The 12,603-nt window shown below is 65.1% G+C and carries 12 protein-coding genes and 1 pseudogene; 5 read left to right on the forward strand and 8 right to left on the reverse strand.

The window, feature by feature from the left end; all coding sequences use genetic code 11:
• Positions 1 to 172: 172 nt before the first annotated feature.
• Positions 173 to 1,274 (forward strand): annotated as a pseudogene (locus ACZ4V6_RS34715) (IS630 family transposase); the annotation flags it as partial.
• Between the two features lie 43 nt (positions 1,275 to 1,317).
• Here the strand turns inward: ACZ4V6_RS34715 and ACZ4V6_RS34720 are convergent.
• The 3 genes from ACZ4V6_RS34720 to ACZ4V6_RS34730 form a co-directional block, all read right to left on the reverse strand.
• A complete protein-coding gene (locus tag ACZ4V6_RS34720; protein ID WP_467834983.1) occupies positions 1,318 to 1,980 on the reverse strand; it encodes a M15 family metallopeptidase in 663 nt (220 codons plus the stop codon).
• A 221-nt stretch (positions 1,981 to 2,201) separates the two neighbouring features.
• Positions 2,202 to 3,317, reverse strand: a complete 1,116-nt coding sequence (locus ACZ4V6_RS34725; protein ID WP_467834985.1) for a ParB/RepB/Spo0J family partition protein — start codon at positions 3,315 to 3,317, stop codon at positions 2,202 to 2,204.
• The gene (locus ACZ4V6_RS34730; RefSeq protein WP_467834987.1) at positions 3,314 to 4,579 is read right to left on the reverse strand and encodes a ParA family protein; all 1,266 of its coding nucleotides are present in this window, start codon (positions 4,577 to 4,579) and stop codon (positions 3,314 to 3,316) included. Before ACZ4V6_RS34730 ends, ACZ4V6_RS34725 begins: the two co-directional genes overlap by 4 nt.
• A gap of 479 nt (positions 4,580 to 5,058) precedes the next feature.
• On the opposite strand from ACZ4V6_RS34730, the gene ACZ4V6_RS34735 reads away from it, so the two are divergent.
• Positions 5,059 to 6,315, forward strand: coding sequence for an alpha/beta hydrolase family protein (locus tag ACZ4V6_RS34735; protein ID WP_467834990.1), 1,257 nt, complete (start codon positions 5,059 to 5,061; stop codon positions 6,313 to 6,315).
• Positions 6,316 to 6,373: 58 nt separating this feature from the next.
• Here ACZ4V6_RS34735 and ACZ4V6_RS34740 read toward each other — a convergent pair whose 3' ends face one another.
• The gene (locus ACZ4V6_RS34740; RefSeq protein WP_467834991.1) at positions 6,374 to 6,721 is read right to left on the reverse strand and encodes a hypothetical protein; all 348 of its coding nucleotides are present in this window, start codon (positions 6,719 to 6,721) and stop codon (positions 6,374 to 6,376) included.
• A 98-nt stretch (positions 6,722 to 6,819) separates the two neighbouring features.
• Positions 6,820 to 7,116, reverse strand: coding sequence for a hypothetical protein (locus ACZ4V6_RS34745; protein WP_467834994.1), 297 nt, complete (start codon positions 7,114 to 7,116; stop codon positions 6,820 to 6,822).
• 794 nt (positions 7,117 to 7,910) lie between these two features.
• Between ACZ4V6_RS34745 and ACZ4V6_RS34750 the strand changes: the two genes are divergently transcribed.
• Positions 7,911 to 8,528: a DUF6000 family protein gene (locus ACZ4V6_RS34750; protein ID WP_467835037.1), complete on the forward strand. Its 618-nt coding sequence runs from the start codon at positions 7,911 to 7,913 to the stop codon at positions 8,526 to 8,528.
• A gap of 371 nt (positions 8,529 to 8,899) precedes the next feature.
• On the opposite strand, the gene ACZ4V6_RS34755 is transcribed toward ACZ4V6_RS34750, so the two are convergent.
• Positions 8,900 to 9,211 carry a cyclic nucleotide-binding domain-containing protein gene (locus ACZ4V6_RS34755; RefSeq protein WP_360335568.1) on the reverse strand — a complete coding sequence of 104 codons (312 nt, stop codon included), beginning with the start codon at positions 9,209 to 9,211 and terminating at the stop codon, positions 8,900 to 8,902.
• Positions 9,211 to 9,663 (reverse strand): MarR family transcriptional regulator, encoded by a 453-nt coding sequence (locus ACZ4V6_RS34760; RefSeq protein WP_467834996.1) that lies wholly within the window; start codon positions 9,661 to 9,663, stop codon positions 9,211 to 9,213. The genes ACZ4V6_RS34755 and ACZ4V6_RS34760 overlap by 1 nt, the downstream gene beginning before the upstream one ends.
• 1,522 nt (positions 9,664 to 11,185) lie before the next feature.
• Between ACZ4V6_RS34760 and ACZ4V6_RS34765 the strand changes: the two genes are divergently transcribed.
• Positions 11,186 to 11,689: a GNAT family N-acetyltransferase gene (locus ACZ4V6_RS34765; RefSeq protein WP_467834998.1), complete on the forward strand. Its 504-nt coding sequence runs from the start codon at positions 11,186 to 11,188 to the stop codon at positions 11,687 to 11,689.
• Positions 11,690 to 11,991: 302 nt separating this feature from the next.
• Complete coding sequence (locus tag ACZ4V6_RS34770) at positions 11,992 to 12,324, forward strand: Tn3 family transposase (RefSeq protein ID WP_467835000.1); 333 nt, start codon at positions 11,992 to 11,994, stop codon at positions 12,322 to 12,324.
• A gap of 52 nt (positions 12,325 to 12,376) precedes the next feature.
• Here the strand turns inward: ACZ4V6_RS34770 and ACZ4V6_RS34775 are convergent, their stop codons facing one another.
• Positions 12,377 to 12,595: a hypothetical protein gene (locus ACZ4V6_RS34775; RefSeq protein ID WP_467835001.1), complete on the reverse strand. Its 219-nt coding sequence runs from the start codon at positions 12,593 to 12,595 to the stop codon at positions 12,377 to 12,379.
• Positions 12,596 to 12,603: the final 8 nt, after the last annotated feature.

Here is a 12,603-nt window from a genome sequence, read left to right on the forward strand (position 1 = left end):
TCGCCCGCCTCCACAACCTCACCATCACCGGCTGAACCGATAGCGGGCAGGCCAGCAAGCACAATCGTGATCAATTACGGGACAACACTTAGGGCTCTGACCGGGAAGATCCGCCGGGCCGGCGGTCGTGGCGGCTGAATGGGCGCATGGTGACCATCCAACCGCTGGAGGGGTGGCTGAGCCTATCCGTGTGCGGGTTTACTGACCAAGAGGGGCAGAAGCTGCGGCAGATCGTACGGCGGGCAGCACGGGTTCAGTGCGCTACCGGCACGCGATGATGCTGCTGGCCTCCGTCAGCGGGAACCGAATACCAGTGACCGCCCAGCTGGTGCAGGCCAACGAGGGCACCACCCGGGATGTGATCCACCAGTTCAACGAAATCGGCCTGGCTCGCCTGGTCCCTCAGGGGGCGGAAGGCCGTCCCTGCCTGTTCAGTCCCGACGACGAGGACTTCGTCGTCCAGACAGCCACCACCCGCCCCACCAAGCTCGACCAGCTCTTGACTCGCTGGTCCATCCGCAAACTCGCCGCCTGCCTGCGCCCCATCCACGACCAGTGATCCGGATCGACCTGGAAGCGTTACGGTGCCTGCTCGCCTGCCGCGGCGCAACCGTCCAGCACACCAAGACTTGGAAGAAGTCACCCGACCCTGATCGCGACGCCAACCTTGATCGCATCGAACACGTACTGGACTGCTTCCCGGACCGGGTCTTCGCCTTTGACGAGTTCAGGCCCCTCAGGATCCGTCCCGCTACAGGCTCCTGCCGGGCCAAGAGGCAAGCCCGACCGGCTCCCCGCGACCTTTTCACCGCACCCAGGACGACACCTACTTCTTGGCTGCTGTTTCGTGGGCGAGAACGTCTGTGGGGCGTCAACCGTCGCCGCAAGAGCGCCGCCAACAGCTTGGCCGCGCTGAAGCCGATCCGCGCCACTCGCCCCGACGGCGCCCCGATTCACATCATTCTGGAGAACCTCTCCGCACACACCAGCGCGGACATCCGCCGCTGGGCGAAGGAGAACAAGGTCGAGCTGTGCTTCACTCCGACCTATACCTCCTGGGCCAACCCGATCGAGGCGCGCTTCGGCCCCCGCTGCAACAATTCACCCTGGCGAACTACCACCATCGCAGCCATCCCGCGCAGACGAAGGCTCTGCATCACTACCTGCACTGGCATAACGCCAACGCCCGCCACCCCGACGTACTCGCCGCCCAACGCAAGAAACGCGCCCGCATCCGAAGCGAAAAGGGCATCCGGTGGGGCAGGCGCTCTCTCCCCTGCGACAGTCTGACAGGGCGCCTCCATTCGGCCGAGAGCGTCACTCGTGCGCATCCTGCCGGCTCGGCCCGTAACAGGCACTTGCCGCTCCAGTGAGCAGCGCCCAGTAGCGGTCGCCAAACGACCAGTGCCACCACTCCGTCGGGTAGTTCACCAAGCCCGCGGTCCTCAGCGCTCGCCCTAGAATCGCTCGATTCTCGCGCGCCTGCTCGCTGATCCCGGTGGCGTCGGTATAGCAGGCTCCGGCGCTCTCCTCCGGAGTCGCGTTCATGGGCGTGCCCATATCCAGCTCTTGGCCATCCGCATCCACGAGTGTCAGGTCCACCGCCGCTCCCGCACTGTGCGGCGCGATCTCCGGTGGTGACACGAAGCGGCTCGCCGCCGCACGTATCTGCTCGTCGGACCATCCTGGCTGCTCAGCTTGCAGTCTCGCCGCATACCTTTCGAAATAGCGGCGCTGCAGCCCCGGAGGCCGATAGCCCTCGACCACCAGGAACCTCAGGCCATCTGGCAAGTGCGTCTGCGCCTGACGCAGACGCACCAGTACTCCTTCCCTCAGGTAGAAGAAGGCGTCCGAGTCGTTCTGCTTCCTCAAGTCCACAAGGAGCTCACCGCCCCTCCGGATATCAATCAGCGGCTCACCGCACTCGTGCACAGGGACGGCCGCGACCCGTGCATCCGACATCAAGATGATCTCGCTCATTCCGCGATGCTCTCGCAGATGCTGCCGGAGCCATGAAGGCCCCCAACGCTGTCCAAGCACCCGGCAAACGTTCCTGGCCACAGCACTACCCCAGGCGAACGGTCTGAAGGCCAAGCACCAGGACACGCCGATCCGGGGACGCGAAGCGGGCAAGCTCCCGACACAGCGCTGCCCTGTTTCCCCTCACGAGTGGGAGGGGAAACAGGGCAGCGCGTCTCCTGTCATTCAACGCGGGAGCGGGCCATTTCAGTGAGCGACTGTGCCAGTGTGTCGAGGCGGGCAGCGTCTCGATCCAGCGCCTTCAGGCTCAGAAGTCGGAGCAGATCGAAGAAGTGGTCGTCGCTGGGCACTTTGTGGTCAAGGAGCATGGCAAGGGCGCCCGGTTGGTCGTAGGGCATCTTGCGGACTCGCTGGTCGCTGGTCTCCTCATGATTCGCGCTTTGCGAGGCCGCGTCGCCTCGCGGCTCGGGGATCACGTCTGCGGCCGCGGGTGTAGTTGTGCTGGTGGCTGTCGGTACCGAGTTGGCGATTACGCCGTAATCACCACCCCGGTCCTTCTCCGGTCCCGCTGTAGTCGTTTCCGCCGCCGGCTGCACCTTCCTGGGTGCTTGATGCTCTCCTGTCTTCTTTTCCTTCCTGGCTCGTTCAGTCTTCAGGTCTTCCAGGGCAGCCGCCTGCTGGTCGGCGGGCTTGTTCCCGACCGCACGCAACAGGTCGATGGGTTCTTTGCCGATGCGCGCCTGTAGTTCTGGCGTCAGGTTGAGCAGGGCCAGACGTTGTGAGACCCAGCCTTGCGAGCGGTGTAGGCGCTTGGCGAGGGCTCTCTGGCTTCCGTGGATGGCCAGGAGTCGTTGCAGGGCGCGGGCTTCGTCGAGTTCTTCGAGGTCTTGTCGGTGGATGTTGGCGACGAGGGCGGACTCGAGGAGTTCCTCCGAGGTGGTGCCCTGGTCGTCGCTGACCATGACCTTGATCGTGGTGAGGCCGGCGTCGCGGGCGGCAGCAAGGCGGCTACTGCCGTCGATGACGACGTGAGTGGTGTCCGGCTCGAGGTCTGCCTCACGGTCGGGGTTGGCCTTGAGGTAGGCGTCACGGTTCATGACCGTGATCGCTTGCTTCTGACCGTGGGTTTTCAGGCTGCCTGCGAGGTCGGTGAGGTCGCCGAGTGCGGAGCGGGGGTTGTCGGGGTTGGGGCTGATGCGGGCTACGGGGAGTTCAGTCGGAGGGGCAATGCCTTCGGTGGGTACTCCGGTGGCCGCAGCGACGGCTTGGCGGCGTGCGCTGATGGGCCGCGCTCCCCCACCGAACCGTCCTGCGCCGAGCTGGTCGGCCTTGCTCACAGCACCTCCCTTGCCAGAGCACGCATCCCGATCGCCTGCTGTGATTTGGGTGCGTAGGCCAGCAGTGGCCTCTTCACTCGGACTGCTTCCTTCTGTTCCTTGAGGTCTCCGATGAGTCCTACGACTCGCGGGTCCTTTATGTCCACCCATCCCTGCAGGGAGGAGGTGGCGATGTAGCCGCGGCGGGAGTCGTACAGGTTCACGACGATGCCGAGGTAGTCGATGTCGACTTGGAGGTCGCTGCGGAGGTCTTCGATCTGTGTGCTGAGCAGCTCGTAGGCGTCGGCGGAGCTGTCTTCTGCCTGGACGACGATGAGGGCGCCGGACTGTCCGGGCTTCTCGCTGTCGCGTCGACGGCCGTAGTAGGCGGCAGCATCCATGCTGAGACCGAGGCTTGGCGGGCAGTCGACGATGATTACGTCGTAATCAGCTTCGAGCGGGGAGAGGGCTCGCTCGAGTGCTGCTTCCCGGGCGCGGACGGCGGACAGGCGGACGTCGAGCAGGAAAGCGTCGTTGCAGGCCGGCAGAAGGTGGAGACGGCCGCCGAAGGTGTCGTCGTCGATGGAGACGATGAGATCCCGGAGGTCCCCCTTGGGGTCACCGGCCATGTGGTTGGTGAGGCTGTCGCCGTTCATCGGCAAGGGTGCGGCGCCGAGTTGGTTAGTGAGGTGGCATTGCGGGTCGAAGTCGACGAGCAGGACGCGCTGTCCGGGTCCGGGCAGGTTCTCGATGTCGAGTGGGTCGTCGTCTGCTTCGGTTGGTGCGGTCTGGGTTTCGCTTGCTCGCAGGGCTTTGGTGAGAGCCTTAGCAACCCGCACAGGGTGGAGGGTGTTAGGGTCCTCGGCCAGTGCCTCGCCGAGCCCGGCGGTGATGGCGGTCTTGCCGACACCGCCCTTCTGGTTGCAGACGATGATGCGCCGAGTGATCGCCGGCCGGTGGACATCCGGAGCCGGATTGGTGTCGAGCCAGAGTTGGACGGACTGAGCAAGACCCTGGATGAGAGAGACATTCCGGTCTGCGGCAGTCTGTCGGAACTCTTCCCATTGACCTGGGGGCAGGAAGGTGGCGAAGGAGTCGGCACCGGCGGTGTCGATGGTCGCGGTGGCAGAGGCCAGGTTGCACCAGTCGCTGATGCCCTGTTCGACAGCGGCCTGGATCTCGACGCCGTGTTGGGCAGCTCTGACTTTGAGGTTCTGCCGGAGCCATCCCGGCAGTTTGGAGACGACCTTCTCGCGGTCGCTGGAAGTGGCTGGAGAACTCATGAGGACAGCATACTAACGTCCATGATCCACCACACCATCGACACGTTAGTTAGCCCGAGTTGCCGTGCGTCGTGGGGTCCTCCGGGTGATTACGACGTAATCACCCGGAGGACCCCACGGGTAGGACGACGCATGTGATTACGACGTAATCACCCACCCAGACCAGACTTGAAGGCGCCTGAGCCCGCAGCCAGACACCCAAGTCAACACCGCGCCGGTAGGCAGCCGCTTGCTGCCGCCTCGGGATGGCCCGTCACAGCCCATACCACACCGTTTCACCAGAGGGGTCAGTTTCGTCATTCAACGGACATAACGGCGGGTAGGCGGTCGAATGGAGGTGCTCGGGTGTGCCCGGGCGCTGCCGAGAGCATGCGGGCCTACCTGGGACCCGTGACGTGACGCCGGGGGCCTGGCTGCGCGCCACGGTCACCGGCTGCCCCGTGGGACGGCGGCTTCTCCAGATGACCCTAGGGGTACTCGTGAACGACGTCTCGCCTGTCATCGACCCCGAGGAGAACGGTCCCGCTGGGGACGCCTTCTACACCCCTCCCGGACCGCTGGATGACGGCACGTTCGGTGACGTCATCCACGTACGGCGCCTCGACAACATCACCGCCGAGCTGGAGGCGGGAGAGAACTGGCTCGTTCTGTACCGCTCCCAGAACGTGCGCGATCAGCCCGTCGCCACCTCCGGCATCATCGTCTTGCCCGACCGCACCCGGCACCCGGTGCCCGAGGACGGCTATCCGCTCGTCTCCTGGGCTCACGGCACGGTGGGCATCGCCAACACCGTGGCGCCGTCCCGGGACTGGGGCGACACGCTTGCCTCCGCGATGAACGTCTACCCCAACAAGCTGCTCAACGGGTTCCTGCGCCGCGGCTGGGCGGTGGCCATGACCGACTACGAGGCCCTGGGCACGGGGGACGAGACCCACTTCCATCCCTACCTGCTCGGCGCGTCCGAGGCCCGCGGGGTGTTGGACATCGTCGTGGCGGCCCGGCGTCTGTTCCCGGGCGCGATCAGCGACCGCTTCGCGATCGTGGGGCACTCACAAGGTGGGCAGGCCGCGCTGTTCGCCGCCCATCACGCCACCGAGCGCGTCGACGGCCTGGTCGCAGTCGCCGCGATCGCCCTCGCCAACCACGTGCTCGGCCTGGTCCGTGCCGGTGCCGTCACCGCGGCAACGGGCGATGGCTTCGCGTTCACTCCCCTGTTCCTGGCCGGCGCCATCGGCGGCGATCCCTCAATCGATGCGCGGCAGGTCCTCACCGACAAGGCATACCGCCTGTGGCCCCAGGCCCGCCACCGCTCCCGCGCCGCGCTCAGCCGCACCGACTCCTGGGGCAACCTCAACGGCACCGAGCAGTTCCGCGGCGGCTATCCCAACCTCCCCAATGAGCACCAGAAGCGGTTCGACGAGCAGCTCGCCGCCATGAATCCGGACGTGGAGATCCACGTCCCGGTGCGGATCACCCAGGCCGCCGACGACAATCGCATCCACGCCAGCCTTCCTAGGCCGCTCAAGGGCACCGACGACCTGGTGGAGGAACTCAACGCCACCAACAAGCCGCACGGGATCGAGGTCGAGTACATGAAGTACCCCGCCGGCGCGGTGAACGCTGAAGGCGAACCGCTCGGCGTGCACTTCGCCACCATCAACCACGATGCCGCCGCCCTGACCGTCTGGCTGCACCAGCACCTCAACGACACCCCGGAAACCGGGCAGACCACCTGAACCATCCGCCGCACCACGGGCCCGGCCTCCACGAACGGACGACATAATGACAATAAGCTCAAAAGGCGGTGCAATAAGACACGAAGCACCTGGGTGAGACCCTCGTCCAGGGCATCCGGGGATGGCAGGCGTGCTGTAGCTGATGCTCTGCGGGTGAGTCGTGCTGCGGGTTTTGTGAGCAGGCGGGCGGTGAGGCCAGGAACAGGTCGACCAGGTAGTTGACAGCGACGGCGGCCACGACCGCGACGGCTCCGGCAATGGCCAAGCGACAGTTGCCGGACCAGGCGTCGGACGAGTGGGCGTAAACCGCCCAGGCGCCGATAGTGCCGCCGATCACGACGGTGGCCATGTCCAGGACCTCGGTGGCGGCGACGGCGATGGTGACGGGGCGTAAGGCTCGGTTCATGACGGTGGAGCTCCTTCTTCTGCCGGATTACGCTCCGGAGTGGGGAAGGGGCGTGCTCCGGGCCAGCCGGGGTCGATGGCTGCGGCCGCCCAGGACGTTCAACAGCCGGCAGTGTGCGCGGTAGCGACGGCTCGGACGGTGTCCATGAGCAGCACGGGCAGCTCGTGACCGTGATCGATAACGTCCTCCAAGCACGCGATGAGCTCCGAGGACAAGCCTCGGTTGCGGGCGCCGGTCAGGACGCCCTTGAGGTAGAGGACGTCGGCCAGGGCACAGCTGCGGACGTCCAGGACGCTGGGTTGCTCGACGAGGGCGTCGTCGTTCTTGACGGTGGCGAGGGCGGCATGGTCAAGGACTTCGCGGCAGGTAGTTTCGGCCTGCTTGGTGAGCAGCACGTCGACGTCGGTGCTGTTACTGAAGGCGCGGCGCCAGACGAAGCGTTCGGCTGCGGCCTACATCAGAGAACAGCGGGGGAGAGGCACGGTGACCTCCAGGGGAAGGATCATTACCTGGTCCGAGTGGCCTGGCGGACACCGCACGGCCCCGCCTGCCGGGGCGGCCAGCAGGCGGGGCATACGGAGAAAACTGGTCAGCGCTCCGGAAAGCGGCGTGCGTAGTACCGGGCGCGTCCGCTGTACTCGCAGCGGGCGACGCGCAGGATCTCCGGCTGGTCATCCGCCAGTCGCTGGAGGGCGGCTTCGATCGAGTCACCAGTGCACTGAAGGGTGAGCCGGAGCAGGTCCAGCAACTCGCTCTAGAGAGGACGACCGTGTCGGCCTGATTGGCGTAACGCTCGACAACGGTGACGCCCTCCGGCTTTCAGGTCGCGTCGAACTGCCGGCCACGGCTCGACGGTCGGCAGTTCGGCGGGGGAGAGACGAGCGCGGGAAAACAGGACTATCGCCATGGGTGACTTCTCCTTCGGGAGAGTCATTGATCAGGCAGCCAACCGGTGGATCATCGAGGCCAGGGAAGCGAAGCAGGGGTCGGGGCTGGTTTCGTGGCTCTTGTCCCAGGGAACGCAGACGCCCTGGCGCGCAGCGATGTCGGCGGAGTGCACTTGTCCCGTAGCCTCGGTATTGCAGTGCCAAGCCGTCGCGGAAGCCGCGTGGGTCATCGCCTGTCCTCGGACAAGCAGGGCAAGGAACAGGCTTCCTCCGTCCCGCATCAGCGAGCCAAGATCGGCCGTGTGATACGCGATCCTCGTAACGATGCCGAGTTGCTGGCCCTGGTTCACCGCTATGTCACGCCCGAGCGACGCTATCTGAAGCTCGGCGGCAGCTTGCTACGCATGCAAGGTCCTGAGCACGACCGATTCATGCGAGATCTCTGTGAGGACGCGGGTCTCATCACCCCGGATGAGATCGCCACGCTTCTTGAGGGCAGCTGGAGAGAACGGAGAACTGCGGCTTGGCTCGTAGCTGTCTCCCGCCGGACCGAATTCCGTGAGCGTCTTGGGGAACTCCTGCTGGCCAGCGAGGTCTGCTGTGCTGGGCTGGCCTACAGCGTGGCCCTGGCCAGTTTCGGAACGGCGCGCGACGCTGATCTGCTCGCCGCCTACCTTGATCGCTACCTCCGCCGCCCTGACCTCGCGTACGACCAAGCCGTCGTCCTGGGCGCTCTCCAGTTCATCGACCTGAACCTTGGAGGTGGGCAAGCCGACCGCTTCCGGGGACCAGAGAGCCTGTGGCAGCAGTGGCTCCAGGATGCACCTCACATGCAAGGCGACTCGGACCCCACCCCCTTCTTCTTGAGCCTCATTCGCCGGCTTTGCGCATTCGTCGACGAATGCGCCAAAGGGCTGTGACCGTCCCCATCTCGTGATGGTGTCTCTGGATCAAGGCCGCCGCCTGGGACTCCTGCGCGAGTCTCTCGCGTGCACCGTGCATCACGACCACCGGCCGCTGTTCCGTCATCGACGCGAAGTCGTGAACATTGCATCTGGCTGCAGACCCTTGTGAGTGTCTGCAGCCAACAGAGTGCGGGAAGGCCCAGCACGGCGGCCGCAGCAAAGGACAGCCGACGGTGCCGCAGGTTGTCTTGGCCTGGTCGGGCGTCGGGCTTGTGAGGCTGGCAGCTGTGGGTAACCGATGCTGATGATTGCCGTGGAGCTATGAAGAGCGTCCTGGAGACAGCACCTCATTGACGTGACGTACATGAGGTGCTGTCTCCAGGACGTCATGTGGCGCGGCGAAGGGGGACGACAACGTTCTCGCCCATGCGCTTGGGATCGAGACGGTAGTACCTGATGTGGCCGATCCTTTCGGTCTCCTCCAGCCAGCCGGCCTCAATGACCTGCTTACGGGTGCGGGAGAAGACAGGGGGAGCCATGCCGACAAGCTGGGCCAGGTTGGCGGCGGTTTCGAGGACGGCACCGGATCGGTCGGTGGGATGCAGGGCGTAGAGCATGACGACCAGCCGCTGATTGGCGGTCATGCCGGCTGTCTTCTCAAGCAGCTCGAGGTTCTTCTGCTTGTCATCGCTGCTGATCACTGGGCCTCCCACCGCGCAGGTACGTTCTCGTCGAATCCGGGGATGTCCGGCGGGTTGCACGTCTTCACCGCTTCACGCTGCTCGAGTCCGGTTCCGTGGAAGGCGATGTAGGGGCTGATCCGGTAGAAGTTGTAGTTGCCGACACGGCCTCGAACGATCAGGATGCGGTGTTTGACCAGTTTCCTGTTGATCTTGCCGACGGCGTCGGTGGACATACCTACGCGCTTGGCAATGTCCGCACCGGTAGCGCGCAGCGGTTCCATACCCTCCGGGGAGACCCCGATCCACCACAGCACGAGGAACTTCTGACTGGGCGTGAACGCCTTGGACTCGGTGATCGCCTCGACACGCGCTTTGTCTACTTGCGTGTGCCTGCCGGAGAAGGCGTACGGCGCATAGGGGACCGGCTCGCCAGTATCGGCGTCGACCAGCCTACGTACTGCTCCCAACGGGCCCTCCGCGCAAAGGGGGTGGCTAGTAGTTCATGAGGACCGGCTCTGAGGCCGACCAGATGAACTTAACGTACATGAGCAGGAAGTCAATCAGCTCCGCCTGTGGGCCGTGTCGTCTGCCGTCATGGCCAGGTCACCCATCGCCGCGGCCAGACCTTCTGGCCGCACCTCATGTACGTCACGTCAATCTGGTCCGGTCACAGGACCGTGGACCCAGCTCCTGCGACCGCGGTGACGGTTCCTGGAAACGCTGTCCCCGTTTACCAGATCGTGGTCCGCTGTCTGAGGAACCGGGTCATGGGTTGAGGGATCATGGGACCCAGATCCTTGGACCGTCCCATACGATCGTCAGAACTGCCTGCCAGTCCCGACGATCGTGGTCCCTTGATAGATTTCTGCAGGTCAGGAGAGGTTTAGCGGCTGCGCTCTCTTACTAGGGGAAGCAGCAGGTCTACCACCTCAGCTCACGACACCTGACCGCTCGATGCCGGACTTCACAGTGTTAGCTCACAGCCTTTGAGCTTCCTTGCCACCAGGAGCTACGGCGCCCAGCTGATTGACCTAGCTCGATGCGGATGACAACCGACCTCACCGGCCACCACAGAACCTTCTTCAACCCGCTTCTGCCGGGACCGCCATAGTTGCCCACACTGCGAGGCCAGGCTCACCACGGCAGAACCACACGGACAACGGACAAGGCAACAGGAAGTAACCTCTGCCAGGCAGTCGCAGTCACTTCGACTCAGGCATGCAGGTCCCTTCACCCATTCCACCTGCACCACCGAAAGTCAGCCACAGCGACGCCTGTAGCCGACTGAACAGGCGCGCGTGCGTTGCCCCAACCCCACGCGGACCTCAGCCACGCCTGTCTGGTCAAGGCCACAAGGGACCCGTCGGCCGCCGACGGTGAACCACCACCCCGTCGGGGCACCGCAAGCCCGCCAGGGCTGAGGAGCAACCGACCCGGCGCGGCCACGGCTGAAGAGCGTCAAGTCTGCACTTCCGTCTCGCCTGTTGTCCGAAGACGAACCGCCTTGTCATCAATAGGCCAAGCTCACCACCCACTCACGCCTGCGAGCCTTCTCAGCAGACACGACCCGGCCAGGCCTACAGGCCAGCTCGTCTCATACCTGCTACTTGCAGTGCCTGCACACCCAGGTCACCAATTCTCGAGGCACCGGTGTGCATTGGCAGGCACTCCTCCTGCGTTCTCCGGTGCTGAGCTCAGGCACTGTGCAGAGCATGTCGGCCACTCAGACTTGGTAGAGGTGGATGAGGATGCCGTAGACCTGTCCGAGGGCAAGGGGGAGCGGGGGCGAAGGTGGAGCCGACGTCGTAGGTTGGGCGGGCATGAATGAGCCAGGTACGGATCAAGGACACGGATGTCACCCACCCCCACGTCCCCTCTTCTGTGATCGAGTGATCGCGCAGGCCCTGTCCGGCATGAGAGGAGGACCTGGCGATATACGGGAAAAAAACCAGGGGAGCGGACGGCCCCGCGCTGCTACGGTCTGGCGCCATGAGCTGGCTTCCCGATAACTTCGTCCACCCCGTCCTGGTACCGCTGCCGGGCGGTGGTCATCACCTACGGCCGATCCGGGAGGCGGACACCCCGCTCGACTACCCGGCTGTAATGGGTTCGCGCGAGCGGCTGTGGACCATCTTCGGCCCAGCCTGGGGATGGCCCGCGGCCACCATGACCTACGAGGCTGACCAAGCCGACCTGTTGCGGCACGAGAAGGAGATCGCCGCACACCAGTCCTTCAACTACGCCCTGTTCGACGCGGCGGAAACAGCTCTGCTCGGCTGCGTCTACATCGACCCACCGGAGAGAGCCGGCGCGGACGGCGAGATCTCCTGGTGGGTGGTGGACGAGCTGGTGGGCAGCAAGGTCGAGCAAGCACTCGACACGCTGGTCCCCCAGTGGATCGCCGCCGACTGGCCGTTCGACCAGCCGCGCTTCCTCGGCCGCGAGATCTCCTGGTCGGACTGGCTCGCCCTGCCGGAGCATCCCGACACGTAAGTAGCTGAACCTCGTCCCGGCCACCACACCTCCGCCTCGCCCGACCGCCTCGGTCCTCACCGCGTACACGCCACGCTCCACGTACTCACCCGACAGAAGCATCCTTCCGACCTCTGCACCGCGGTCAATTCCGCTCTCGGCGCCCACCCCGGGGTCCTCGCCCGGGCGAGCGAACTGCCCGGTGCTTGCGGAATGACTGTCCGCTTCCTCGGCCCCGCGTCCACCACCGTCGTCGTTATCTGGGGATCGACGGCTTTTCTGCAGCTCAAAGGCATGATCAAGCGTGCAGGCAAGTAAGGCACGTGAACGGTTCGGTCGAACCGTTCACGGGGCTCCGCCAGGCCGGGGTAGGGCAGTCAGCGTTCAACGCGCTGCTCACGAACGCGGTGATCTTCCACAACGCCCTGGACATCGCGGAGATCGTCCGCCAGCTGCTGGAGGAGGGATGGGTGAACGACCCGGAAGACCTGGCGCACATCTCGCCGTACCTGACCGAACACATCAACCGGTTCGGCGAGTACAGCACCCACGAAGTCGGCATCCAGTCGGAAGCGTACGACCCGAAGCTTGACGTCGACTTCACCCCGCTCCGTAAGCAGGGTCTGATCGCCGCCGACCTCGGTCAGGCCGCTTGACCCAACGTTCTCGCCTATGCGGCCGCCCATTTTGGACCGGGATGCGGGCCGGCTATGTGGTGGGCCGCAGAAAGCCGACGATGGCCTGCTCTTCCATCTCGATAGCCTGCTCGATCTGAGGCGGGACAGGTTCGAACGCATCCACCTGGATGGAGCGCGAGCCGGAGCCACGGGTCCAGGTGGCGATGGCCAGGCCGTCGGCGATGACGGTGGGGCGGATGAGGCCGCCTCCTGGCCAGACGCGGGCCTGGTGGAGAGCGGGGACGGACACCTCGCGGG

Source organism: Streptomyces sp. NPDC029152 (assembly GCF_055564355.1).